This is a genomic window from Quadrisphaera sp. RL12-1S (assembly GCF_014270065.1).
GTDB lineage: Bacteria > Actinomycetota > Actinomycetes > Actinomycetales > Quadrisphaeraceae > Quadrisphaera.
Genome location: NZ_JACNME010000003.1, coordinates 1 through 23,853 on the forward strand (window position 1 = coordinate 1; position 23,853 = coordinate 23,853).

At 77.0% G+C, this 23,853-nt stretch carries 27 protein-coding genes; 8 read left to right on the forward strand and 19 right to left on the reverse strand.

Features of this window, described 5'->3' with window-relative positions:
* A partial coding sequence (locus H7K62_RS06250; RefSeq protein WP_186717111.1) for an AAA family ATPase occupies window positions 1–992 on the reverse strand: 992 nt, incomplete at its 3' end.
* A 231-nt stretch (window positions 993–1,223) separates the two neighbouring features.
* Between H7K62_RS06250 and H7K62_RS06255 the strand changes: the two genes are divergently transcribed.
* On the forward strand, window positions 1,224–1,673 hold the full coding sequence (locus tag H7K62_RS06255; protein ID WP_186717112.1) for a hypothetical protein: 450 nt from the start codon (window positions 1,224–1,226) through the stop codon (window positions 1,671–1,673).
* Window positions 1,674–1,776: 103 nt separating this feature from the next.
* On the forward strand, window positions 1,777–2,298 hold the full coding sequence (locus H7K62_RS06260) for a hypothetical protein (protein ID WP_186717113.1): 522 nt from the start codon (window positions 1,777–1,779) through the stop codon (window positions 2,296–2,298).
* 38 nt (window positions 2,299–2,336) lie between these two features.
* Here H7K62_RS06260 and H7K62_RS06265 read toward each other — a convergent pair whose 3' ends face one another.
* The 9 genes from H7K62_RS06265 to H7K62_RS06305 all read right to left on the reverse strand — a co-directional run bounded on the left by H7K62_RS06265 (window position 2,337) and on the right by H7K62_RS06305 (window position 10,083).
* Complete coding sequence (locus tag H7K62_RS06265) at window positions 2,337–2,576, reverse strand: acylphosphatase (protein ID WP_186717114.1); 240 nt, start codon at window positions 2,574–2,576, stop codon at window positions 2,337–2,339.
* Window positions 2,569–3,573 (reverse strand): Fpg/Nei family DNA glycosylase, encoded by a 1,005-nt coding sequence (locus tag H7K62_RS06270; RefSeq protein ID WP_186717115.1) that lies wholly within the window; start codon window positions 3,571–3,573, stop codon window positions 2,569–2,571. Before H7K62_RS06270 ends, H7K62_RS06265 begins: the two co-directional genes overlap by 8 nt.
* Before the next feature lie 7 nt (window positions 3,574–3,580).
* Complete coding sequence (gene rnc / locus H7K62_RS06275) at window positions 3,581–4,366, reverse strand: ribonuclease III (RefSeq protein ID WP_186717488.1); 786 nt, start codon at window positions 4,364–4,366, stop codon at window positions 3,581–3,583.
* Complete coding sequence (gene rpmF, locus H7K62_RS06280; protein ID WP_186717116.1) at window positions 4,363–4,566, reverse strand: 50S ribosomal protein L32; 204 nt, start codon at window positions 4,564–4,566, stop codon at window positions 4,363–4,365. Before rpmF ends, rnc begins: the two co-directional genes overlap by 4 nt.
* A gap of 2 nt (window positions 4,567–4,568) precedes the next feature.
* Window positions 4,569–5,159, reverse strand: a complete 591-nt coding sequence (locus tag H7K62_RS06285) for a YceD family protein (RefSeq protein ID WP_186717117.1) — start codon at window positions 5,157–5,159, stop codon at window positions 4,569–4,571.
* A gap of 141 nt (window positions 5,160–5,300) precedes the next feature.
* The gene (gene coaD / locus H7K62_RS06290) at window positions 5,301–5,798 is read right to left on the reverse strand and encodes a pantetheine-phosphate adenylyltransferase (protein ID WP_186717118.1); all 498 of its coding nucleotides are present in this window, start codon (window positions 5,796–5,798) and stop codon (window positions 5,301–5,303) included.
* A gap of 9 nt (window positions 5,799–5,807) precedes the next feature.
* Window positions 5,808–6,392, reverse strand: coding sequence for a 16S rRNA (guanine(966)-N(2))-methyltransferase RsmD (gene rsmD, locus H7K62_RS06295; protein WP_186717119.1), 585 nt, complete (start codon window positions 6,390–6,392; stop codon window positions 5,808–5,810).
* Complete coding sequence (locus H7K62_RS23595) at window positions 6,389–7,657, reverse strand: MFS transporter (protein WP_186717120.1); 1,269 nt, start codon at window positions 7,655–7,657, stop codon at window positions 6,389–6,391. The genes rsmD and H7K62_RS23595 overlap by 4 nt, the downstream gene beginning before the upstream one ends.
* 107 nt (window positions 7,658–7,764) lie before the next feature.
* On the reverse strand, window positions 7,765–10,083 hold the full coding sequence (locus H7K62_RS06305; protein WP_222437190.1) for an ATP-dependent DNA helicase RecG: 2,319 nt from the start codon (window positions 10,081–10,083) through the stop codon (window positions 7,765–7,767).
* A gap of 202 nt (window positions 10,084–10,285) precedes the next feature.
* On the opposite strand from H7K62_RS06305, the gene rpmB reads away from it, so the two are divergent.
* On the forward strand, window positions 10,286–10,474 hold the full coding sequence (gene rpmB / locus H7K62_RS06310) for a 50S ribosomal protein L28 (protein ID WP_109772534.1): 189 nt from the start codon (window positions 10,286–10,288) through the stop codon (window positions 10,472–10,474).
* 283 nt (window positions 10,475–10,757) lie between these two features.
* Entirely contained in the window at window positions 10,758–11,450 is a 693-nt protein-coding gene (locus tag H7K62_RS06315; protein ID WP_186717122.1) for a nucleotidyltransferase domain-containing protein, read from the forward strand.
* Window positions 11,451–11,463: 13 nt separating this feature from the next.
* Here H7K62_RS06315 and H7K62_RS06320 read toward each other — a convergent pair whose 3' ends face one another.
* Window positions 11,464–12,501 (reverse strand): thiamine-phosphate kinase, encoded by a 1,038-nt coding sequence (locus tag H7K62_RS06320; protein ID WP_370591642.1) that lies wholly within the window; start codon window positions 12,499–12,501, stop codon window positions 11,464–11,466.
* A 79-nt stretch (window positions 12,502–12,580) separates the two neighbouring features.
* On the opposite strand from H7K62_RS06320, the gene H7K62_RS06325 reads away from it, so the two are divergent.
* Entirely contained in the window at window positions 12,581–12,814 is a 234-nt protein-coding gene (locus H7K62_RS06325) for an Lrp/AsnC family transcriptional regulator (protein ID WP_186717490.1), read from the forward strand.
* A 4-nt stretch (window positions 12,815–12,818) separates the two neighbouring features.
* Window positions 12,819–13,331, forward strand: coding sequence for a DUF3515 domain-containing protein (locus H7K62_RS06330; protein WP_186717123.1), 513 nt, complete (start codon window positions 12,819–12,821; stop codon window positions 13,329–13,331).
* Window positions 13,332–13,359: 28 nt separating this feature from the next.
* On the opposite strand, the gene H7K62_RS06335 is transcribed toward H7K62_RS06330, so the two are convergent.
* On the reverse strand, window positions 13,360–14,523 hold the full coding sequence (locus H7K62_RS06335) for a D-alanine--D-alanine ligase family protein (protein ID WP_186717124.1): 1,164 nt from the start codon (window positions 14,521–14,523) through the stop codon (window positions 13,360–13,362).
* Between the two features lie 60 nt (window positions 14,524–14,583).
* Here H7K62_RS06335 and H7K62_RS06340 point away from each other — a divergent pair, with 60 nt between their 5' ends.
* Window positions 14,584–15,786: a trans-sulfuration enzyme family protein gene (locus H7K62_RS06340; protein WP_186717125.1), complete on the forward strand. Its 1,203-nt coding sequence runs from the start codon at window positions 14,584–14,586 to the stop codon at window positions 15,784–15,786.
* Here the strand turns inward: H7K62_RS06340 and H7K62_RS06345 are convergent.
* From H7K62_RS06345 to H7K62_RS06365, 5 genes are read right to left on the reverse strand one after another with little or no spacing between them, the layout of a single operon-like run.
* Window positions 15,745–17,016 carry an MGDG synthase family glycosyltransferase gene (locus H7K62_RS06345; protein ID WP_186717126.1) on the reverse strand — a complete coding sequence of 424 codons (1,272 nt, stop codon included), beginning with the start codon at window positions 17,014–17,016 and terminating at the stop codon, window positions 15,745–15,747. The genes H7K62_RS06340 and H7K62_RS06345 overlap by 42 nt on opposite strands.
* A complete protein-coding gene (locus H7K62_RS06350) occupies window positions 17,010–17,918 on the reverse strand; it encodes a DMT family transporter (protein WP_186717127.1) in 909 nt (302 codons plus the stop codon). The genes H7K62_RS06345 and H7K62_RS06350 overlap by 7 nt, the downstream gene beginning before the upstream one ends.
* Window positions 17,919–18,812 carry a DMT family transporter gene (locus tag H7K62_RS06355; RefSeq protein ID WP_186717128.1) on the reverse strand — a complete coding sequence of 298 codons (894 nt, stop codon included), beginning with the start codon at window positions 18,810–18,812 and terminating at the stop codon, window positions 17,919–17,921.
* On the reverse strand, window positions 18,809–19,618 hold the full coding sequence (locus tag H7K62_RS06360) for a polysaccharide deacetylase family protein (RefSeq protein WP_222437191.1): 810 nt from the start codon (window positions 19,616–19,618) through the stop codon (window positions 18,809–18,811). Before H7K62_RS06360 ends, H7K62_RS06355 begins: the two co-directional genes overlap by 4 nt.
* Window positions 19,615–20,346, reverse strand: a complete 732-nt coding sequence (locus H7K62_RS06365; RefSeq protein ID WP_186717129.1) for a response regulator transcription factor — start codon at window positions 20,344–20,346, stop codon at window positions 19,615–19,617. The genes H7K62_RS06360 and H7K62_RS06365 overlap by 4 nt, the downstream gene beginning before the upstream one ends.
* A 164-nt stretch (window positions 20,347–20,510) precedes the next feature.
* Between H7K62_RS06365 and H7K62_RS06370 the strand changes: the two genes are divergently transcribed.
* Window positions 20,511–21,944, forward strand: coding sequence for a sensor histidine kinase (locus H7K62_RS06370; protein WP_186717130.1), 1,434 nt, complete (start codon window positions 20,511–20,513; stop codon window positions 21,942–21,944).
* 27 nt (window positions 21,945–21,971) lie between these two features.
* Here H7K62_RS06370 and H7K62_RS06375 read toward each other — a convergent pair whose 3' ends face one another.
* Window positions 21,972–23,012 (reverse strand): NAD(P)H-dependent glycerol-3-phosphate dehydrogenase, encoded by a 1,041-nt coding sequence (locus tag H7K62_RS06375; RefSeq protein ID WP_186717131.1) that lies wholly within the window; start codon window positions 23,010–23,012, stop codon window positions 21,972–21,974.
* Window positions 23,009–23,779, reverse strand: coding sequence for a lysophospholipid acyltransferase family protein (locus tag H7K62_RS06380; protein ID WP_222437192.1), 771 nt, complete (start codon window positions 23,777–23,779; stop codon window positions 23,009–23,011). The genes H7K62_RS06375 and H7K62_RS06380 overlap by 4 nt, the downstream gene beginning before the upstream one ends.
* Between the last annotated feature and the right edge of the window lie 74 nt (window positions 23,780–23,853).

Here is a 23,853-nt window from a genome sequence, read left to right on the forward strand (position 1 = left end):
GACGCCGTCGCCGAGGCCTGGGCCGCGGCGCCCAGCGTGCGCTCGCGCTCGGCGGCCAGCGCCGCCGTGCCGCGCAGGCCCTCGCGCTGGGCCACGAGGTCGTGGCAGGCCTCGGCCGCGGGCGCCAGGCGCGCGGCGGCCGCGCGCTCGGTGAGCTCGGCGGCGGCCAGCTCGGTGCGCGCGGCGGCCAGCCGCTGCTCCAGCTCCTCGCGCAGGGCGACCGCCACGGCCTCGTCGGCGAGGTCGGCCGCGAGTGCGGCCTGCGCCTGGGCGACGTCGTGGGCGAGCAGGAGGGAGCGGGCCTCGCGCACCTCCGCCTGCACGGTCTGGGCGCGGCGGGCGGCGTCCGCCTGGCGGGCCAGGGGGCCGAGCTGGCGGCGCACCTCGGCGGCCAGGTCGGTGAGGCGCACCAGCCCGGCCTGCATGGCGTCGAGCTTGCGGAGGGCCTTCTCCTTGCGCTTGCGGTGCTTGAGGACGCCCGCGGCCTCTTCGACGAAGCCGCGGCGCTCCTCGGGGGTGGCGTGCAGGACGGCGTCGAGCTGGCCCTGGCCCACGATGACGTGCATCTCCCGGCCGATGCCGGTGTCGGACAGCAGCTCGGTGACGTCGAGCAGGCGAGCGGGGGTGCCGTTGATCGCGTACTCGCTGCCGCCGGCGCGGAACATCGTGCGGGTGATGGTCACCTCGGGGGCGGCGAAGGGCAGCGCGCCGTCGGCGTTGTCGATGGTGAGGGAGACCTCGGCGCGTCCCAGCGGAGGGCGGCCGGGGCCGGTGGGCGTGGCGGCGGTGCCGGCGAAGATGACGTCCTGCATGGAGGCGCCGCGCAGGGACCTGGCGCCCTGCTCCCCCATGACCCAGGCGAGGGCGTCGACGACGTTGGACTTGCCCGACCCGTTGGGGCCGACGACGCACGTGATGCCCGGCTCGAGGTGCAGCGTGGTCGCGGAGGCGAAGGACTTGAAGCCCTTCAGGCTCAGCGTCTTGAGGTGCACCCCTCGAAGTTAGCGGGCGGGTCGGACGTCCGAGGCGGGTTCGGGCGCCGCCGCGGGACGCCGGCCGCCGTCTGCGCCGAGCCTGAGAGCGCTCCGAGCGGACTCCCAGAGACCTCCCAGCGCCGTGGGTGCCCGTGGGGGTGGTGCCAGCGGTCGCCGGGGAGCACGATCTTCGCGACCCGGGTGGTGCCCGGGCCGCTGGACGAGAAGACACCTCGAGAGGCGGGGACGATGAGCTGGAGCCTGGACCGGCGCGCCGAGCAGGACCACCCGGAGCTGCTGGACGTGCGCAACCGGGAGCACCTGTGGGTGACCGGACGGACCCTCCACCGGATCCTCGACGGGCACCTGCCCGCCGACGAGCAGGTCCACGAGCTGCTGATGGGCGCCGTGGGCGACGCCCGCGCCGTGCTGGCGGTCACCGACAGCCGCGCGGTGCTCGCGGCGGAGCCGCGCGGCTCCGCACCGGCGCACGTCGCGGACCTGCGGCTGAGCGACGTCACGGCCGTGGAGTGGACCCGGCACGGCCCCACGGGCTGCCTGGTGCTGCGGACGGCGCACGCCTGCCACGTGCTCAAGCACGTCGAGCTGCGCCACGGCCCCGAGGTGGCCGAGCGCCTGCGCGAGCGCTGGCTCGCCGCCCGGGCCCGCGCGGTCCAGCCGGAGCCGGCGCACACCTGACCGGCACGGAGGCGTCGGCCAGGGACCGCAGCCGCACGGGCGCGACGCACGTGAGGATCAGCAGCCGGTCCAGGTCGGGTCCCCAGGTGCCGATCACCGTGGGGTGAGCAGCCTCTCCGCCCTGCCGCGGACGTCCCCACCGGCGCAGAGCCCGACCTGGGCCGCGGCCGCTGCCGGAGTGGCCTTACGGCCCACCGCGCAGAGCTCGCGCTCGACCGACCTGCGGGTGGCGCGGACGCCCGCCGAGGAGGCTCTCCTGGCGGGCCTGCGGACGCCCGGCGGGTCGGTGTCCCTCACGGCACTGTCAGCGCTCAGCGGGTGGACCTTCCAGCAGGTTCCGGACGTGGTCGCGGTGCGGACCGGACCCGACGTGACACCCCGGTTCGCGGGAGGCGCGAACCAGACCAGCTCGTCGAGCACCGACGGGTCGGTCGTCACGTACTTCTCCACCGGGACTCCGCCCCACGCCGTCAAGGGGCTGACCGTCACCTACGGGCCGGACCAGACGCCCTCCCAGCGCCGGGCCACGCTGGCGAACGCCATGGACTGGCTCGGCGAGCACCTCGACGACCACCAGCTCCCCGGGGGCGACTGGAACCGGTCGCTCTTCGACGCCCGCGCCTGAGCAGTCACCGGGTCCCGGCGTCGGGGGCGGGCCCTCTCTCAGGGGCGCGCCACGTCGACGTCGTCCACACGGCCCGGACGACCTGCGGTGCCCTCGCGCAGGTCGCGCAGCAGCTGCTCCACGGCGTCCGCGTCGCCGGTGGCGCGCACGAGCACCGTGCCGTCGGCCTGGTTCACGCCTCCCCCGTCGAGCCCGAGCTGCTCGCAGCGGCGCGCGGTCCACCAGCGGAACCCAACCCCCTGGACGACGCCGCTCACCACGGCGCGCAGCTCAGCCACGGCCCTTCCCGGACGCGGCCCCGGCCGAGCGCGGGCGAGGCTGGCACACCGGGCACGAGTGCGAGGAGCGGTTGGCGAAGGCCTCGCGCCGCACCGGGGCCCCGCAGCGCGGGCACGGCCGGCCCTCGCGGCCGTACACGGCCAGCCCTCTCTCGAAGTAGCCCGAGGCGCCGTTCACGTCCACGTAGAGGCTGTCGAAGCTCGTGCCGCCCTGGGCCAGGGCCTCGGCCATGACGTCCCGGACGTCGGCGAGCAGCCGCCGCGCCGCCGGACGGGTCAGCCCCGAGGCGGGGCGCTCGCCGTGCAGGCGCGAGCGCCACAGGGCCTCGTCGGCGTAGATGTTGCCGACGCCGGAGAGCAGGTCCTGGTCGAGCAGGGCCCGCTTCACACCGGTCCGCCGGCTGCGGAGCCTGTCGACCAGGGCGCGCTCGTCCAGGTGCGGGTCGAAGGGGTCCCGCGCGATGTGCGCCACGCCCTCGGGCACGCGCGGGCTGGAGGGCCTGCCCAGCCGCAGCACCGCGTCGTCGTCCTGCCCGCTGGTGGCAGCGGCTGCTGGGGCGGGACCACCGGTGCCGCCGGGCAGGCCGTCGGGGGTGGGGAGCAGGTCGACGACGGCGAGGCCGCCGAACATGCGCTGGTCGACGAAGCGCAGCTCGCGGCCCTCCAGGGCGCCGCCGCTGTCGGCGTCGGACAGGCGCAGCCGCACCCGCAGGTGCTTCTCGTCGGGGGCCTGCGGCGGCTCGAGCAGCAGCTGGCCGCTCATGCCCAGGTGCGCCAGCAGGGCCTCGCCGGTGTCCAGCTCGAACCAGAGGAACTTGCCCCGGCGGACCACGTCGTCCACGCGGGACCCCACGAGCCGGGCGACGAGGTCGTCCGGGCCGGCGGTGTGGCGGCGGACCGGGCGGGGGTGGAGCACCTCGACGGCGTCGACCACGGCGCCGGTGGTCCAGCGGGCGAGGCCGCGCCGGACGACCTCCACCTCGGGCAGCTCGGGCACGGCCGGCTCAGGCGCCCTGCGGGAGCGGCTGGACCGCGGGGGTGGCTCCCCGCTCGGCGTGCAGGGCGCGCCACGCGGACGCGGCGGCCTCCTGCTCGGCCTCCTTCTTGCTGCGCCCCGCACCCCGGCCGCGCGGCGCCGGCCCGGCGCCGTCAGCGGGCGCCTCGGGGAACGTGGCCTCGGCGGCGAAGGTCTTGGCGTGGTCGGGGCCCTCCTCGGTGACGAGGTACTCCACCGGCCCCAGACCGTGGGCAGCGCCCAGCTCCTGCAGCGAGGTCTTCCAGTCCAGGCCCGCGCCGAGCTCCGCGGACACCTCGAGCAGCGGGCCGACGAGGCGCAGCACGAGCTCCCGGGCGGCGTCGGGGCCGCAGGAGAGGTAGGCGGCGCCGATCACGGCCTCGGTGGTGTCCGCGAGGATCGAGTCCTTGTCGCGACCGCCCGTGGTCTCCTCGCCGCGGCCGAGGCGCACGGCGGCGCCCAGGTCGAGCCTGCGCGCCACGCTGGCGAGGGCGCGCATATTGACCACCGCCGATCGCAGCTTGGCCAGACGGCCCTCGGGCAGGTCGGGGTGGCGGTGGAACAGCTCGTCGGTGACGACGAGACCCAGGACGGCGTCGCCGAGGAACTCCAGGCGCTCGTTGGTCGGCACACCGCCGTTCTCGTACGACCACGACCGGTGGACGAGGGCGCGCTCGAGCAGCTCGACCTCGACCTCGAGGCCGAGCTGCTCCAGCAGGCGCGCGTGGACCTGGTCGCGCGGCGGCTCGACGGGCCGACGGCGACGGGCCGTCAGAGGTCCTTGACCTTGCGGCCCTTGTACTCGAGGTACAGGGGGGTGCCGGCCGCGTCGGTGACGACGCGCGCGGTGTGGGGCAGGGAGTACTCGGTGCCGCTGCCGCGGGTGGTGGCGACCAGCGTCAGGGGCGCCGCCTTCCACTGCGAACGGCGGTGACGGGTGTTGGAACGGGACATCTTGCGCTTGGGGACCGCCACGGTCAGCTCCTCGGGTTCTCCGGTCGAGCGGGGCGCTCGTCGGTCGTTGGGGTGGTGTCGTCCGCGGACGCGGCGAGCTGTCGCAGCGCCGCCCAGCGGGGGTCTGTGTCGTCGTGGCCGTGCAGCGGGTCGTCCGCGAGGCGCGCCCCGCACTGCGAGCACAGGCCCGGGCAGTCGACGGTGCACACCGGCTGGAACGGCAGCGAGGGCACGACGGCGTCGCGCAGGGCGGGCTCGAGGTCGAGCAGGTCTCCCTGCAGCTCCAGCACGTCCTCGTCCTCGGCGGAGGACTTGTCCGGGTACGCGAACAGCTCCTGGAGGCGCACGTCGACCGAGCGCTCGACCGGGTCGAGGCAGCGGACGCACTCGCCGGTCGCCTCGCCGTGCACGGTCCCGGAGACCAGGACGCCCTCCACCACCGACTCCAGCAGCAGGTCGAGCTGGAGGTCGCTGCCCTCGGCCACGGCGATGACCTCGGTGCCGAGGTCCGCCGGCGCCGGGACGGTGCGGGTGAGGGGGTGCGAGAGCCCGGGTCGCCGACCCAGCTCACGGGTGTCGACGACGTACGGGGAGCGCACGTCGAGCTGTTCCATCGTCCTTCTGCCTTCGCTGTACGACCACGGCCGGGTCTGCTCGCCGCGCTGGGCGCGCGCGAACGACCGACAGACCGAGGGACGAGACTACCCGGTGGTGGGCCGTGGCCCCAACCGGCTCAGCCGGAGACCAGCCGGAGCTCAGCGGTCGAGCAGCCGGCGGAGCACCGCGGAGGGCACGTAGGGCGCCACCGAGCCCCCCAGCGCGTGCACCTGCCTGACGAGGGAGCTGGACACGTGGCCCCAGCGCGGGTCGGCCACGAGCAGCACCGTCTCCACGCCGGCGAGGTCTCGGTTCACCAGCGCCATCGGCTGCTCGTGCTCGACGTCGGTGGCCGACCGGAGGCCCTTGACGACGGCGGTGGCCCCCACCGAGCGCACGTGGTCGACCAGGAGCCCGCCCTCGACGGCCTCCACGCGCACCCGGGCGGCGGTGTGCGGGGGCAGCGCCTCGTCCAGGCACTCCCGCAGCGCCTCGACCCGCTGGGCGGCGTCCCAGTGCGGGGTCTTGGACGGGTTGACGTGCACCGCCACGACCACCTCGTCGAACAGCGCGGCGGCCCGCGTGACGACGTCGACGTGCCCGAGCGTCGGCGGGTCGAAGGAGCCGGGGCAGACGCACCGCGTCGGGGTGTGCACGCGGCGACCCTACGGCTGGTCGCCACCGGTGGGCTCGGCCCACCACAGCGCCGTCTCGCCGTACTTCTTCTGCCCCAGGCCCAGCACGCCGGCCGGCCACCCCGGCTCGGGGCTGCGGGTGGAGCGCTCGACCACGAGGTGCGCCAGGGGCGCCAGCCAGCCGTGCTCGACGAGGGCGAGCAGGAGGGCGGCGAGGGCGTCCTCGGGCAGGTCGTAGGGAGGGTCGACCAGGACGACGTCGGCGCCCCCGGCGAAGCCCGCCGCCGCGGCGCCACCGGCCAGCACCGACAGCGCGGTGGCCGCGCGCACCTCCACCCCCGGCAGGACCAGGGCCGCAGCGTTGCGGCGGCACGTGGCGGCGGCCGCGGGGGCGGAGTCCACGAGGAGCACGCGGTCGGCGCCGCGGCTCGCCGCCTCCAGGCCGAGCGCCCCGGAGCCGGCGAACAGGTCCAGCACTGCCGCGCCGGCCAGGTCCCGCTCGTGCTCCAGGCGCGAGAAGAGCGCCTCGCGCACCCGGTCCGACGTGGGCCGGGTGGCGCCCTTCGGCACCTCCAGGCGGCGTCCGCCCGCGACGCCGGACACGATCCGCGTCACGCCGCACCCGCCGGGGCGCTGGGGGCACTGGGGGCGATGGGGGCGCGGCCGGTGCGGGCGGCGACCGCTGCGGCGCCGAGCAGGACCAGGGCGGCCACGGCGAGCACGCCCGTCGCGTGGAGCGCTCCGTGGTGCTCGGCCAGCCAGCCGGCCACCGCCGCCCCGCTGCCCACGCCCACCACGATGCCGCTGCCCACCAGGGTCATGGCCGTGGCGCCGCTCCCGGCGGGGCTGCGCTCGGCGGCCATCGACGTGATCGTCACCATGGCCGGACCGACGGCGAGGCCGGCCAGCGCCGTGGCCACCGCGAGCGCGAGCAGGGACGGGGTCAGGGCGAGGGAGGCCGCCATGGTGCCCACGCCCACGAGGAGCACCGCGGCCGCGGCGGCCAGCCGCAGCGCCAGGGAGACCCGCGCCGGCACGGCCACCATGGCCAGGGCGGTGAACGCCGACCCGACGCCCATGGCCGCCACGAGCAGGCCGCCGGCCCCGATGCTGCCGGCCTCCCGGGCGGCGGCCGTCAGCGTGGTCTGCCCACCGCCGAAGAACAGGCCCATGCCCACCGCGGCGACGATGACGACGGCGAGGCGGCGCAGCAGGTCGCCGCTGGCGCGCGGCGCGCCGTCGTCCTCGTGCTGGTCCGCGCCCGTGGCGGACGAGGGCGCGGTGGCGCTGGGGTGCAGCGCGAAGGCCGGCACGGCGACCGCCACGAGCGCGGCGGCCACGAGCAGCGACGTGGCCGGGGAGCCGGCGAGGGCCACGAGGCCCGCGAGCGCCGGGCCGAGCACGTAGGCGACCTCGTCGGCGGCGCTCTCCCCCGCCATCGCCGTGGGCACCAGCGCCGGGGTGCGGCGCATCCACCGGGCGCGGGAGAAGGAGCCGATGGGCGGCATCGCGAACCCGGCCACGAGGGTGGCCAGCAGGAGCAGCGGCACCGGCAGCGCGGCGGCGCCGGTGGCGACCACGAGCAGGGCGAGCACGTTGACGGTGGCGGCGGCCAGGAGCACCGGGCGCTGCCCGCCGCGGCGGGCGAGCCGGTCGGCGAGCGCGCCGAGCGTGGGGCCGCCGACGGCCTCCCCGACCGACGTGGCGGCCGCGGCGAGGCCCCCGACGGCCACGGACCCGGTGCCGGCGGTGACCGCGGCGAGCACGGACACGGGCACGAGGGTGATCGGCAGCCGGGCGGCGAAGGTGGTGACGAGGTAGGGCGTGCCCGCCGCCCGCTGCAGCTCTGCGTAGGGGGCGAAGGAGGCGGTGAGGCTCACGGGACGTGCTCCAAGGGACGTGTGCGCCTCCCCACCACAGGTCGCACGGATCCCTGAGCTTCTGTCACGGTCATGGTAGGCGGGACCGGGTGCCGCGGCCAGCAGGTTCAGCCCCGCTCGACGAACGCCTCCCGCTCCTCCAGCCGCTCCAGCGCCTCGCGCACGCGCGGGGCGTCGACCAGCTCGGGGTCGAAGGCCACGAGGTCGCTGGCGTAGCGGCGGGCGCGGGTGATGAGGTCTTCGTTGCCGAGCACCCTGAGGTAGCGCAGCGAGGAGTTGTTGCGCCCGGACTGGGCGGCGCCCAGCACGTCGCCCTCGCGGCGGGAGGCGAGGTCGAGGTCGGCCACGGCGAAGCCGTCGGAGGTCTCCGCGAAGCTCTTCAGCCGCCCCAGGCCGGCCTCGTCCTCCTGGGCGCCGGTCATGAGCAGGCACAGGCCCGGCTGGTCACCGCGCCCGACGCGGCCGCGCAGCTGGTGCAGCTGCGACAGGCCGAACCGCTCGGCGTCGACGACGACCATCACGGTGGCGCCGGGGACGTCGACGCCGACCTCCACCACGGTGGTGGCCACGAGCACGTCGAGCTCACCGGCGGCGAAGGCGCGCATGGCGGCGTCCTTGTCGTCAGGGCGCATCCGGCCGTGCAGGGTGCCCAGGCGCAGCCCGGCCAGCTCGGGCCGGGCCCGCAGCTCGGCGAGCACCTCGTACAGGCCGCGCGGAGGACGGCGGCCCTCGCCCTCCCCCTCGTCCGGGGGGCCGTCGAAGAGCTGGCCCTCCTCGCTCGCGTGGTCGCCGCCGGGACGGGGCCGCCCCGAGCGGGTGGGGCGCTCGCCGGGGTCGGGTGCGGCCAGGACGCCCTCGCCGTCGTCGTCCTCCCCCTCCTCCCCGATCCGGGGGCAGACCACGTACACCTGGTGGCCGGCGTCGGCGGCCTCCCGGACGCGCTGCCAGCACCTGTCGACGTAGTTGTCGCGCCAGTCGGGCACCACGGCGGTGGTGATGCCCTGTCGCCCGGCGGGCAGCTCGGTGAGGGTGGACACCTCCAGGTCTCCGAAGACCGTCATGGCCACGGTGCGCGGGATGGGGGTGGCGGTCATGACGAGCACGTGGGGCGGGACGCCGGACTTGGCCCGCAGCGCGTCGCGCTGCTCCACCCCGAACCGGTGCTGCTCGTCGACGACGACGAGGCCGAGGTCGTAGAAGTCGACGGCGTCCTGCAGGAGCGCGTGGGTGCCGATGACGATCCCCGCGTCCCCGCTGGCGACGTCGAGCAGCGCTGCGCGCCGGTCCGCCGTGGACTGCGAGCCGGTGAGCAGGCGCACCTGCACCTGCGGGCCGTCGCTCACAGCTCCTCCCAGCAGGCCGTGAGCGGCCAGCGGCCCGAGCATCCGGGTCAGGGACCGCACGTGCTGCTGGGCGAGCACCTCCGTGGGGGCGAGCAGCGCGCACTGGGCGCCCGCGTCGACCACCTGCAGCATGGCCCGCAGGGCCACCACCGTCTTGCCGGAGCCGACCTCGCCCTGCAGCAGCCGGTTCATCGGGGAGGTGCGGGACAGGTCGGCCGCCAGGGCACCGCCCACCTCCTGCTGCCCGGCCGTGAGGTCGAAGGGCAGGGAGGCGTCGAAGGCGGCCAGCAGGCCCCCCTCGCGCGGCGGGTAGGGAGTGGCGGGGAGGACGGCGAGGGCCGCGCGCCGCCTGGCGAGCGCCACCTGCGTGACGTAGGCCTCCTCCAGCTCGAAGTGCCGCAGGCCGCGGGGCGGCTGCTCGAGGTCGGTGGGGCGGTGCAGGTAGAGGAGGGCGTCGAGCTTGCTGGGCACCTGCTCCAGGTCCCGCACGCCCGAGGGCAGGACGTCGGGCACGTCCTCGGCGGTGAGGGTGTCCAGCACGGTGGCGACGGCCTTGGCCGTCTTCCAGCTCGGGAGCGCCTTGAAGGCGGGGTAGACCGGGATCACCTCGTCGGCGCGGGCGCGGAGCACCTCGGCGTCCGTGGCCATGACGGTGTCGAGGTCACCGGGGAGCAGCTCGTACTCGGGGTGCACCAGCTGCAGGCGGCCGCGGTAGCTCTGCACCTTGCCGGAGAACATCGCCGCGCGGCCCCACTTGAGGCGGCTCTGGTGGTAGCCGACCTGGTTGGTGCGCCCGAAGAAGGCCAGCGAGAGCTCGTCGCGGCCGTCGGTCACCACCACCTCGACCATCATCCCGCCGCGCTGGCGCAGCGGGCGGGTGCTGGTGCGCACCACCTCGGCGACGACGGTGGCGTCCTCCCCCTCGACGAGCTGCGCCAGCGGTGTCAGCTCCCCCCGCCGGTAGTAGCGGCGCGGGAGCACGAGGACGAGCTCGCCCGCGGTGGTGACCCCGTGGGTCTTCTCGAGGACCTGGGCGTTCTTGTCACCCAGCTCCTTCTTCAGCGGCGACGACAGCCGGGACACGGGTGCCAGACTGCCAGCGCCCTCCGACAGCCCGCGCCGGGCGTGGCCGGCGGCACGCGGTCGCGGGTCCGGGGTCGAGAGCACCCCGCGGGTTCGGCTACTCTTGACCGTCCGCTGGGCGCGCGCAGCCCTGCCGTCGGTCATCCGGCGCCAGCTGCCCCCCGGCCGAGGAAGACGCCTTCGAGATCACTGGAGTAGAGCTGTGGCTGCCACCTGCGACGTCTGCGGCAAGGGCCCTGGGTTCGGCCACGCCATCTCCCACTCGCACCGCCGCACGAAGCGCCGCTTCGACCCGAACATCCAGCGCGTGCGCACCCTGGAGAACGGCGTGACCCCCAAGCGCGTCAACGTGTGCACCTCCTGCCTCAAGGCCGGCAAGGTCACCCGCTGACCCCCTGACGCACCAGCAGCGCCCGCCCGGCTCCGGCCCGGCGGGCGCTGCTGCGTCCTGGGCCGGAGGCGGCAGCCGCCTGCGGCGATCAAGCGAGTCCTCGCCGAGTGCGCAGCGGTCGGGACCTCGACCGTGGACGCTGTGTCCCGGTGTGGGGCTCCGTACCGGGACACAGCGTCCACGGTCGCCGGAGGCTGACCTGGCGCAGACCGGGAATGACCGTCAAGATCGGCGGCGCTCCCGGGGCGCGTCGGCGGGGGGCCGCGCCGCTACCGTCGTCGACGTGGACCCGGTGCCGGCCGCGCTGCGCTTCGTGGAGGAGCGCTGGCCAGCCACGTCCGACGTCGTGCTCGGCGGGAGCACCGCAGCCGGAACCCGCACGGCGACGAGCGACGTCGACCTGCTCGTCCTCGGTCCGCCGGGGCTCCTCGGCGAGGGGCGGACCGACGAGGCGTCCACCCATGCGGTGAGCGGTGGCGTCGTCGAGCTCTTCGCCTACACCGAGGAGGGCTTCGAGCACTGGGCAGCCCTCGAGGTGCGAGCGCACCGTCCTGTCATCATCACGATGCTCCTGGAGGGCCGCCCGCTCAGGAGCAGCCCTCTGCTGTCGGACCTCAGGTCACGGTGGCGCCCGGTGCTGGAGGCGGGGCCCCGCGCGAGCGCCCGTGAGCTGGACGCCCTCCGCTACGTGGTGACGGACCTCCTCGACGACGTCGGCGACGCCCAGGACCCCGCCGAGCACCGCTACCTGCAGGGCCTGCTCTTCGAGAGGACGGCCGCCCTCGTGCTCCTGAGCCACGGCCGGTGGCTCGCGTCCGGCAAGCACCTGCCGCGAGCGCTGCGGCGGTGGAACGCCGCGCGCGCCGAGGTGCTGGTCGGCGCGTTCCTCAGCGGGGAGCCGGAGCGCCTCGTCGCAGCGGTCGAGGCCGAGCTGGCACCCCTGGGCGGCCGGCTGCAGGCCGGTCACGTCCGCTGATGGCGGCGGTTGCTCAGGCGTAGACGTCCCAGCCGCCGACCACCTCGACGTCACCGCCCGCGGTGACCGCGGGCCGCCCCTCGCGCGCGGGCAGCACCTCGCCGATGCGCACGAAGGGCTCCGGCAGCCCGCGCTCGGCGACGTCCGGCGGGAAGGTGGCCAGGAGGGCGTGGTCCTCGCCTCCCCCGCGGACCCAGCTGCGCGCGAGCACGTGGGCATCGAGGTCGTCGTCCCCGCGCGCCAGGCGGCGGGCCGCGACCAGCAGGTCGACGACGTGCTGCTCCTCCCACGACGGGTCGACGTCCAGGTGGACGCCCGATGCCGCCGCGAGGCGCGCGCCGTCGACGCCCAGGCCGTCGCTGACGTCGAGCATGGCCGTCGCACCGGCCCTCGCGGCCGCCGGGCCCGCCTCGACGGGCGGCAGCGGGCGGCGGTGGGCCGCCAGCAGCGCGGGCGCCACCTCCTGCGCCAGCTGCGGCCCCCCAGCCAGCAGCAGCGCCAGCCCGGCTCCCGACCGGCCGACCGCCCCCGCGAGCGCCAGCACGTCTCCGGGCCGGGCGCCGCTGCGCAGGACGGGGGCGCGCCCCTGGAGGTCACCGAGCGCCGTGATCGACACCAGCAGCTGCGCCGCGCCCGACAGGTCGCCTCCGACCACCGCCGTCCCCCACCGCGAGCACGCGACCGCGATGCCGCGCCCCAGGTCCTCCAGCCACGCCACCGGGGTCGCCGGCGGTGCCCCCACCGTCAGCAGCAGCCCGGTGGGCACCGCGCCCATGGCGGCCAGGTCGGCGAGGTTCTGCGCCGCGGCCTTGGCACCGACGTCGGCGCCGGAGGACCAGTCGGTGCGGAAGTCGCGGCCCTCGACGAGCAGGTCGGTGGTGGCGACCACCCGGGCGTCCGGGGCGGAGACCACGGCGGCGTCGTCCCCGGGGCCCAGCAGCTGCGCCGGGGGGCTCGGGACCGCGAGCGCCGCGAGCAGGCGCCCGAGCACCTCGGCCTCACCCGCCGCACCGACCGTTCCGGGTGCGCGGTCCGGTCCCCTGTGCACCACGTGTGGACGGTACCGTGACCGTTCCGTGACCACCGCCGGCGAGGGTGCCGGGGGCGCGGGCGTGGGAGGAGCTGCGGTCGTGGTCGAGGCGTACGTCCTGGTGCAGACCGAGGTCGGCCGGGCCGACCGGGTCGCGTCGGCGCTCGCCCAGCTCGACGGCGTCCTCGCCGCCGACGCCGTGACCGGCCCCTACGACGTGGTGGTGCACGTCGGGGCGCGCCCCGTCGACGACCTCGGCGCCCTGGTGCTGGGGCAGATCGCCGTGGTCCCGGGGATCGTGAGGACGGTCACGTGCACCGTCATGCGTGAATGACGGGGTGCGCTCCCGTCTCCGCTCGCTCCGCCTGACCGCCGCGCCCCTCGTCGTCGTCCCGCTCGTGGTGGCGGGGCTGGCGGGCTGCTCCGGGTCCGTGGGCGTGGAGCCGGCCCCTGACGGTGCCGCGCCGATGTGCGCGCAGGTGTACACGGCGCTGCCGGACAGCGTCGCCGGCCTGCAGCGCCGTCCGACCACCGCGCAGGGTGCGGCCGCCTGGAGCGGCGTCCCCAGCGGCAGCGCCGACGGGCAGCAGGTCACCGTGGTGCTGCGCTGCGGCGTGGCCCAGCTCACCGCGCTGGAGACCGCCGGCGGGTGCCAGCAGGTGGAGGGGGACGGCGCGACGGTCGACTGGATCCCGGTGGACGACGGCGACGGGCGCACCACCTGGACCACCTACGGCCGGGTGCCCGCCGTGTCGCTGCAGATGCCCGCGGACGCCGACCTCACGAGCGCCGTGCCGCAGTCGGTGGCCAAGGCGGTCTCGCTGGCGAAGAAGACCGCGGCCTGCTCCTGAACCCCCGGCGGGGGCTCAGCGCGGGGGCTCAGCGCAGGCCGGTGGGGCGGGCCAGCGCCAGGCGCAGCACCCTGTCGAGCAGCTGCGGGTAGGGCAGCCCGGAGGCGTCCCACAGCCGCGGGAACATCGACGAGGCGGTGAAGCCCGGCATGGTGTTCACCTCGTTGACCAGCAGCTCGCCGTCCGCGGTGAGGAAGAGGTCCACCCGGGCCAGGCCCTCGGCGCCCACCGCGGTGAAGACGTCCAGGGCCAGCGCGCGGGCGCGCTCGGAGACCTCGGCCGGCAGGTCGGCGGGGCTGTCGAGGCGGACGGCGCCGTCGTCGAGGTACTTGGCCTCGAAGTCGTAGAAGTCGCGGCCCTCGCCGACCACCACCTCCCCGACCACGGAGGCGCGGGGCACCGCGCGCACCCCGCCGACGGGGGTCTGCACGAGCTCGGCGAGCACGCCGACCTCCACCTCCCGCGGGGAGGCGACGGCCGCCTCGACCACGACCTTCGGGTCGTGGGAGGTGGCCAGGTCGACGGCGGCGGCGAGGTCCTCGGGGCGGGACACCTTGGAGACGCCCATGCTCGAGCCGGCCCGGGCGGGCTTGACGAAGACCGGCCAGCCGAGCCCGGCGACGCGCTGCTCGCAGGCGGCGCGGTCGGCCTCCCACTGCCCGGGCAGCAGCGTCACCCACGGCCCGACGGGCAGGCCCGCGGCAGCGAGCACGGTGCGCGTGAAGCCCTTGTCCATCGACAGCGCGGAGGCGAGCACCCCGGACCCGGCGTAGCGCACGTCCCCGAGCTCCAGCAGGCCCTGGAGGGTGCCGTCCTCCCCGTAGGGACCGTGCAGGAGCGGGAGCACGACGTCGACGTCGCCCAGCTCGCGCGGGGGCGCGCCCGGCTCGCTGACGCGCAGCGCGCGGTCGTCCGTGGCCACCGGCACCAGCACGCCCGGGCCGTCCCCGGCGGTCACCTCGGGCAGCGGAGCGCCCTCGCGGATGGACCAGCGCGCCGGGTCGTCGGCGACGAGCACCCAGTGGCCGCTGGGGGTGACGCCCACGGGGACCACGTCCCACTGGGACCTGTCGAGCGCCGCGAGCACGCCCGCGGCGGTGGCGCAGCTGATGGCGTGCTCGCTCGACCGCCCCCCGAAGACGACGGCCACCCGGGGACGCTCGCGCTGCGGCTCGGTCTGCGTCTCGGCCATGGCCAGCGACCCTAGCCGCCGCCGGCACGGACCCGACCGGCCGCCGCCTAGCCTGGCGCCGTGCACGACTCCCCCGCCGGCTCCGCCTGGTCCCCCGAGACCCTCGCCGTGGCCGCCGGCCGCCCGCAGCGGACCCCCGACGCGCCCGTCAACGCCCCCGTCGAGCTGACGTCCACGTTCGTGGCCAGCACCGAGCCCGGGGCCCGCGGGTACGCCCGGTTCGCCAACCCCACGTGGGAGGCGCTGGAGGAGGTCCTCGCCCTGCTGGAGGACGCGCACCCGGCGGGTGGCGGCGGCGCGCGGGCGTTCGCCTCGGGCATGGCCGCCATCAGCGCGGTGGTCGAGCAGGTTCCGGTGGGCGGGCTGGTCATCGCCCCGTCGAGCGCCTACAACACGACGCTGGGCCTGCTGGACCACCTGGAGGCCACCGGGCGGCTGCGCCAGCTGCGCGTGCCGGTCGCCGACACCGGCGCCGTCGTCGCGGCCCTGTCCGGCACCGCCCCCGGTGACCTGCTCTGGCTGGAGTCGCCCACCAACCCGATGCTCGAGGTGGCGGACCTGCCGGCGCTGTGCGCTGCCGCGCGGGAGGCCGGCGTGCGGACGGCGGTGGACAACACCTTCGCGACGCCCCTGGTGCAGCAGCCGCTCGCGGTGGGCGCCGACGTCGTCGTCCACTCGGTGACGAAGTACCTGGCCGGCCACTCCGACGTGGTGATGGGCGCGGTGGTCACGCGCGACCCGGAGGTCCTGGCGGCGGTCACCAAGCACCGGACGGTGGTCGGGGCGATCCCCGGCCCCTTCGAGGCGTGGCTGGCGCTGCGCGGCGTCCGCACGCTGCACCTGCGCGTGGAGCGCTCCCAGGCGAGCGCCGCCGAGCTGGCGCGCCGGCTCGTCGACCACCCGGCGGTCACGCGGGTGCGGCACCCCTCGCTGCCCACCGACCCCGGGCACGAGCGCGCGAGGTCGCAGATGCGCGGCTTCGGGTCGGTGCTGAGCATCGAGGTGCGCGGCGGCGCGGCCGCCGCGCAGGCCGTGCAGGAGGCGACCCGGCTGTGGCTGCCCGCCACGAGCCTGGGCGGGGTGGAGTCGCTCATCGAGCGCCGCCGCCGCCACCCCCTGGAGCCCGTGGTGGTGCCGGAGGAGCTGCTGCGCCTGTCGGTGGGCGTGGAGGACGTCGAGGACCTGTGGGCGGACCTGCTGCAGGCCCTCGACGCCGTGCCCTCAGCCGCTGCGGCGGGCGAGGACCGGGGCGAGCAGCGCTGAGACCAGCGCGGCGGTGGCCATGCGCCCCGGGCGCAGCGGCCTGGGCACCCGCGCCGAGCGGCGTCCGGCCCGCGCCGCGGTGAGGTCGACGAGCTCCACCCCGCTGGTGTCGGCGGGCACGAGCAGCGCGAGCACGGCCTCGGCCGGGTCGCCGAGCTGCGGGACGCGGCGGCCGCGGGCCAGCGCCGAGCGCAGCGCCGGAGCGAGCTCGGCGTCGGTGCGGGCCCACGGCGCGAGCCGGGCGCCCTCGAGCACGGCGGCGTTGGCCCGCCCGTGACCGGGGATGCACCGGTAGCTCACGGCGGGCAGGCCGGCCACGAGCGCCTCGGTGTAGGACAGGCCACCGGCGTTCTGCACCAGCACGTCGGCCACGCTCAGCAGCTCGTGCACGTCGCTGCGCCAGCCCAGCGCCACCGCACCGGGCACCTGGGCCACGCTGGCGCGCAGCTCCTCGTTGCGACCGCACAGCACCATCGGCACCAGACCGGCCTCGCCCACGCGGGCCGCGCTCTCCGCGACGTCGCCGAGCCCGAGGGAGCCGGCCACCAGCAGCGCCACCCGGCGCGAGGGGTCGATGCCCAGCTCCTCGCGCAGCTGCGCACCGCGCTCAGCGGGGACCCGGGTGAACCTCTCGGGCACCAGCGGACCCACCGCGGTCATGGCCACGCCGTAGTCGCGGCGGCCCTGGCGGGCGGTGGCCTCGGTGACGGTCCAGTGGTGGTCGACGCCGGAGTGGATCCACGAGCGGTGCGCGGCGGGGTCGCACAGGTAGGTGACCACCGGCACGCGCAGGCGGCCGCGCTCGCGCAGGCTGCCCAGCGCCTGGCTGGCCAGGGGGTAGGTCGAGACGACCAGGGAGTACGGCCGGCGCCGGGACCAGCGCTGCAGGCGCCAGCAGCTGGTGCGGCACAGCAGCATCAGCAGGAAGCGCCAGAAGCGGGAGTCCTCCAGCACGCCGAACAGCCACTCGAAGAGGGCGGGGACGCGGCCCACGCTCTGCGTGTAGCCCTGGCGCAGGAACAGCGCCGCGCCCGGCACGAGGGCGCGCAGGTGGTCCTCCACGTCGACGTGCACGCCGAGCGCGCGCAGGCGCTGCGCCAGCTCGTTCGCGGCGCCGTCGTGGCCCGCTCCGACGCTGCCGGAGACGACGAGGACGCTGGCCCACGGCTCGGGCTCGACCTGCGGGCCGCCCAGGGGCTCGACCGGGGGATCGACCGGGGGCTTCAGCACAGCTCCTCCTCAGGGGAGTGGGGTGTCACTCGGGTGGTCTTCGAAGGGTCGGCCCCGGGGGCCTCCCCGGCCGTGAGGCGCGCCAGCATGACGACGGCGGAGATCATGACCAGCATGCCGAGCAGCTGCACGACGCGGGCGCCGTCACCCGCGGAGAGCCGCTCGCCGAAGGCGGCGGCTCCCACCACGGCGGCGGCGACCGGCTCGGCGATGGTGATGGCCGGCTGGGAGGCGGTGAGCACGCCGACGCGGTAGCTGGACTGGTTGAGGACGACGCCGGTGGCACCGGCCAGCACGAGCGCCCACAGCGGCCACGTGCCGAGCACGCTGAGCAGCCCGTCGGCCTCGTAGCGGCCGGTGGCCTCCTTGAGCAGCGCCCCCGCCAGGCCCAGCGCGGTGCCTCCGCCCAGGCCGAGCAGCAGCGCCCGGTACCGACCGCTGCCGGCGCGGGACAGCGCCGCCGCCACCAGCACCACGCCCGCACCGACGACCGCGCAGGTGCGCAGCGCGTCCGGCTGGGCCACCTCGCTGCCCCCGCCGGGCCGCGCGGAGACCAGGAACACGGCCAGGCCGACGACGACCGCCACGGCCCACAGCCACTCCAGCAGCGGAGGCCGCCGCCCCTCCACCAGCACCGACAGCGGCAGCGCCAGCAGCAGGCCGGTGACCAGCAGCGGCTGCACCACCAGCAGCGCCCCCTCGGACAGGGCCACCGTCTGCAGCGCCGCGCCGGCCAGCCCGAAGACCAGCCCGAGCAGCCACAGCGGCTGGCGCAGCAGGGCCAGCACCAGGCGCACCCCGGTGCCGCTGCCCTCGGGTGCGCTGGAGGCGGCCCGGTGCTGGGTCACCGTGGAGCTGGCGAAGCACGTGGCGGCCGCCAGTGCGAGGACGACGGGCAGCACTCAGACCGCCCCCCGCTGCGCACCGGAGCGGGTGCGCTCGTCGGGGTGCAGGTCGGGCACCACCGCCGCGATGGCGATGACCCCGGCCACCATGAGCAGGGCCCCGGCCACCTGACCGGCCAGGGGCAGCGCCCCCACGGCGAGGTGCTCGGCGAACGCGGTGGCGCCGATGGCGGAGGCCACCGCGGGCTCGGCGATGGAGTGCGCCGGCTGGGAGGCCGACAGGTGCCCGGCGGCGTACCCGGCCTGCGTGGCGATCAGCCCGGCGACGCCCGTGAGCACCACCCCGGCGAAGGCCGGGTCGAGCAGCGCCTCCAGCGGTCCGCGGCCCAGGAGCCCGACAACCTGCTTGAGCAGCGCGCTGGAGACGCCGATGAGGGCCCCTCCGGACAGGCCGAGCAGCAGCGCCTTGCGCTGGCGCAGCACCGTCTCCCCCAGCAGCGCGGCCAGCAGCGCCAGCGCGGTCCAGCCGCCGGCGGTGACGAGGAGGTGCCCCTGGCGCGCCACCGGGACCCCGCGGTCGGGGTCGGCCGCCACGACGAACAGCGTCAGGCCCGCGAGCACGGCCAGCGCCGCCAGCACCTCACCGCGGCCGGGCATCCGCCGGGCCAGCGCGTCCGACAGGGGCAGCGCCAGCAGCAGCCCCAGCAGGAGGATCGGCTGGACGACCACCAGCGCGCCGCGGCTCAGCGCCAGGGCCTGCAGCACCAGCGCGGCGACGGCGGCCACGAGGCCCACCAGCCACAGGGGGCTGCGCGCCAGTCGCACCACCAGCCGCAGCGGGGAGGTGCCCGCCGCCTCGTCGGAGCTGTCCACCGCGGCGCGGTGCTGGGCGACGGTGGACAGCGCGAAGCACGCCGCCGAGGCCAGGGCCAGCCAGACGTCGGCCCTCACGGCGCCACCACCGACGCGCGACCCGCCGTCGTCGTCGTGGGGATCCCGAGGTGCTCGGACAGCGGGCGCAGCTCCCAGCCGCGGTCGCGGACGGCGGCCACGACGCCCGGGAGCGCGGCGACCGCGTCGCGCCAGGAGCCGGGCGCGGAGGTGCAGTCGGAGTCGTGCAGGAGCACCGTGCCGCCGCCGCCGGCGGGACCGGGGGCGTCGCGGTCCAGGCCGGCCAGCACCGTGGCGGTGACGCGCTCGTGGCCGTGGCCCAGCCAGTCCCGACCCCAGGCCGTCCACAGGACCGGGCGCAGGCGCGCCGCGCGCGCCGCGAGCAGGGTGCCGCCCGAGACGGCGCCGTAGGGCGGCCGCGTGAAGCGCAGACCCGCCTCGACGTCCACCGCGTCCAGGCCGCTCGCCACCGCGTCGCGGACCACCGCCGCGCGGGCGCCCTCGAGGTCGGCCACGAGGGCGGGTGCGGTGCGGGCCAGGTGGTTGCGGTGGGCGTGGCCGTGCAGGGCCACCTCGTGCCCGTCGGCCAGGAGCGCCGCGACCGCGCCGGGGTGGCGCTCCACCTGGCTGCCCAGCAGGAAGAACGTGGCGCGCACGCCGAGCGCGTCCAGGGCCCGCCGCACCGCCGGGGTCCCCTCGGGGTGCGGTCCGTCGTCGAAGGTGAGGGCCACGCCGCCGGGCGCTCCGCGGCCGAGCAGACCGGGGACCACGCGCTCGCGCCAGCGGCCGCGGCCGAGCACCGAGGGGCCGGCGTGCCCGACCACGGCGGCACCGGCGAGGACGGCGGCCAGCGCGACGGGCCTCACCGGGCGCTCCCGTCGCTGCCCGCGGCGGTGGCGTCACCGGCGGAGTCGGCGTCGGCGGCGTCGTCGACCACGAGGTAGCCGGCGCCGCGGGAGGTGCGGATGCTCTCCCGGCCGAAGGGCCGGTCGACCTTCTCGCGCAGGCGCCGCACGTGGACCTCCACCACGTTGGACGCGCCGTCGTAGGCGGAGTCCCACACGTGGTCGATGAGGTGGCTGCGCGACAGCACCTGGCCCGGGTGGCGCATGAGCTCGGCGAGCAGGGCGAACTCCTTGCTGGTCAGCTCCACCGGCGTCCCGTCGCGCTCGACGCGGCGGCTGCCCGGGTCCAGCTCGAGGTCACCCACGCGCATCACCGCGGGGCGCGGGACGGCGCCGCGGCGCACCAGGGCGCGCACGCGGGCGAAGAGCTCGTCCAGGGCGAACGGCTTGGTGAGGTAGTCGTCGGCGCCGCTGTCGAGGCCCCGGACGCGATCGGCGACGTCGGCCCGGGCGGTCAGCATGAGGATCGGGGCCCACCGGCTGCGCTCGCGCAGCTGCCGGGCCACCTCGAAGCCGTTCGGCGCCGGGATCATCGCGTCCAGCACCACGACGTCGTAGTCGTTCTCGGTGGCCGCCCACAGCCCGTCCGGGCCGGTGCCGGCCAGGTCCACCGCGTAGCCCTCCGAGGCGAGGGCCCTGCGCAGCAGCCTCGCCATCGCCGCGTCATCTTCGACGACGAGGATCCTCATGACGACAACCCCTGCGGGAGGCGTCGCGCGACGCGGCGGGCGGTCATGCTGTCCTCTCGTCGGGCTGGTGCTGGGCGGCGGACGCAGCAGCGCTCTGGGAGCGCGCTGGACGCCACGTCATGCAGGGTCGAGTGAGAGGGTGCCCGGTGCAGGATGACGGAGCGGTGAACCCGCCCCGGCGCGTCGGCGGCGGCCTGCGCCGCCTGGGCCTGGGCCGGCTGCTGCCGGCGGCGCTGCGGTCCCGGCTGGCGGTGCTGTTCGCCGCGGCGGTGGCCGTGGTCATCGCCGCCGCGGTGGCGCTGCTGGCCTTCGCCACCGACCGCCAGTTCGACGCCGCCGTCGACACCGGTCTCGACACCCGCACGTCGGCGCTGCAGCAGGCCCTGGATCGCGGGGACGTGAGGGTGGTCCGGCAGGACTCTCTCGCCGAGCTGGTGGCGCCCGACGGGTCGCTGGTGGAGACCTCCCCCGCCGCGGGGGTGCTGGAGTCCCGCGGCGGCCGGGCCAGCGGCGCGTCGTTCCTGCCGGCGAAGGTGCTGGCGGAGGTGCGTGCGAACGGGGCCGTCAGCGACAGCCTCGAGCTGCCCCGCCAGGGGCGGGTGCGCTTCACGGCGACGCCGGTGTCGGTGCCCGAGGCGGGCTCGGTGCTGGTGGTGGGCACCCGGATGCGCGAGCTGGACGAGGCCGAGACGCGCCTGGTGCTGCTGTTCCTCGCGGGAGCGCCGCTGCTGGTGGCGAGCCTGGGGCTGGCGGGCTGGGTGCTGGCCGGCGCGGCCCTGCGCCCCGTCGCCGACCTCACGCGCCGCGCGGCGCGCCTGTCCGCCGCCGAGCTCGACCAGCGCCTCCCCCAGCCGCCGGGGGCCGACGAGGTGGCGGTGCTGGCGCGGACCCTCAACGGCATGCTCGACCGGCTGGAGCAGGCGGTGCGGCGCGAGCGGGAGTTCGTCGACGACGCCGCCCACGAGCTGCGCACGCCCATCGCCGTCCTGCGGGGGGAGCTGGAGCTGGCGCTGCGGCTGGGCCGGGACCTGCCCGAGGACGCCGCGGAGTCGCTGGCGGCGGCGCTCGGCGAGGCGGAGCGGCTCGAGCACCTCGCGCAGGACCTGCTGGTGCTCGCCTCGGCCGAGCGCGGCGCGAGCGCCCGCGCGGCCGTGGACCTGGCGGCCCTGGCGCAGCGCGAGGCGCCGCGCCTGGCCGCCGCGCACCCGGTGGACGTGCAGGTCAGCGGTCCCGCCGCGGTGGTCGAGGGTGACGAGCGGGCGCTGGGGCGGCTGCTGGCCAACCTCGTGGCCAACGCCGAGTCCGCGGGCGCCGCCCGGGTGCGGGTGCGCACGGCGCTGGCCGACGGCGACGGGCCGGTGCAGCTGGTGGTGGCCGACGACGGCCGGGGGTTCCCGCCCGAGCTGGTGGCCACGGCCACCGAGCGGTTCACCCGCGGGGACGCCGCGCGCACCCGCTCCTCCAGCGGCGCCGGGCTGGGCCTGGCGATCGTGGCGGCGGTGGTCAGCGACCACGGCGGCGAGCTGGAGCTCGGTCACGACGACGAGCTGGGCGGGGCGGCCGTGGTGGTGCGGCTGCCCCGGGCGCGCCGGGGCTGACCCGCCCCCTCGCCGTCCGGCTGACCGCTACCGCCAGGGCAGCCGCTCGTCGCGCAGCGGCTGGGACAGCAGGTGGAGCGCGGCGTCGCGGGGGTCCCGCCCCTCGACGAGCACCGCGGCGACCTGCTCGACCACGCCCATCGCCACCCCGGCGCCCTCGGCGAGCGCCGTGATGGACCGGGCCGTGCCCACCGCCTCCGCGGTGCCGCCCAGGCCGTCGAGCACCTCCTGCAGCGGGCGGCCCTGTGACAGGCCCACCCCGAGGCGGTGGTTGCGCGACAGCGTGGAGGCGCAGGTGGCGAAGGCGTCGCCGGCACCGGCCAGCCCGGCCACGGTCGCGGCGGAGCCGCCCAGGGCCACCACGAGCCGCGTCACCTCGGCCAGCCCGAGGGCGATCACCGACGCCTTGGCGTTGTCCCCCAGGCCCAGCCCCTCGGCCAGCCCCACGCCCACCGCGAGGAGGTTCTTCGCGGCCCCGGCCACCTCCACGCCCACCACGTCGCGAGCAGTGAACGGCCGGAAGTAGTCGGTGGCGCACAGCGCCGCGACCCGGTCGGCCACCTGCTCGTGCGCCGACGCCACCACGGTGGCGCAGGGACGGCGCTCGGCGATCTCCCGGGCGAGGTTGGGCCCGGACACCACCGCGTAGGGCAGGTCGCCGAGGACCTCCGCCACCAGCTCGCTGACGCGCAGGTGCGTCTCCAGCTCCAGACCCTTGAGCAGGCTCACCACGGCGGGCCGGCCGGCGCCCAGGTGGGGCGCCGCGGCCCCCAGCACGCCGCGCAGCCGCTGGACCGGCACGGCGAGGACGACGTCGTCGGCGCCCTCGAGCGCCGCGGCGAGGTCGGTGGTGCCGCTGACCCCGCTGGGCAGGCGCAGCCCGCGCAGGTAGCGCGAGTTGGCGTGCTCGCGGGTGATCTCGTCGGTGACCGCGGCGTCGCGCCCCCACACGACCACGCGGGCGCCGGGGTCGGCGTCGGCCACCAGCTGCGCGAACGTCGTCCCCCAGCTGCCGGCCCCGAGGACGACGACGCGGCGGCCGTCCCCGCTGCCGCTGAGCGCGCTCATGCGGGTCCCTCGACCTCGGGGCGCGCGGCGGGCGGGACCGGCCCACCGCCGACGGCCGGCCGCCGGGTGCCGGTGCGCGGGTCCCAGCGGGGCGGGACGGGCTCGCCGCGCAGCTGCGAGAGCAGCTCGGCGACGGCGTCCACCACCAGCTCGGTGACCTCCCGCAGCACTGCCTGGGTCAGGGGGCGGCCCTGGTAGGCGGACAGGTCCAGCGGCTCCCCCACGAGCGCCCGCATGGTGGGCCGGGGGAAGAGGCGGGGCCGGCCCTGGCGCGGCAGGAGCTGCTGGGGCCCCCACTGGGCCAGCGGCACGAGCGGGGCCCCCGTGGTCAGCGCCAGGCGCGCCGCGCCGGTCTTGCCGACCATGGGCCAGCCGTCCGGGTCCTTGGTGAGGGTCCCGTCGGGGAAGATCACCACCCGGTCACCGCCGCGGACCGCGTCCACGGCGTGCTGCAGGGCCACGGCGGCGTCCCCGGTGCCGCGGCTGACCGGGACCCCGCGCATGGTGCGCAGCACCCCGCCCAGCACCGGCACCCCGAAGAGGCTCTCCTTGGCCAGGATCCGCGGCACGGGGCCGGCGGCCACGAGCACGTCCGCCAGCGTCACCGGGTCGAGCCAGGAGACGTGGTTGGCAGCGATGACGCAGCCGCCGTCGGGGAGGTTCTCCAGCCCCCGCCACTCGTGGCGCGAGACGGTGCGCAGCACGCTGCGGACCAGCAGCGCTGCAGCTCCGAGGGGGACGCCCAGGCCGGGCTGCACGAGGGACACGGCTGCCGAGGCTAGCCGGAGGCGCCCGCCCCCGGCTGCGCGGGCACCCGCCGCCCGGGCTGGCAGGATCGTCG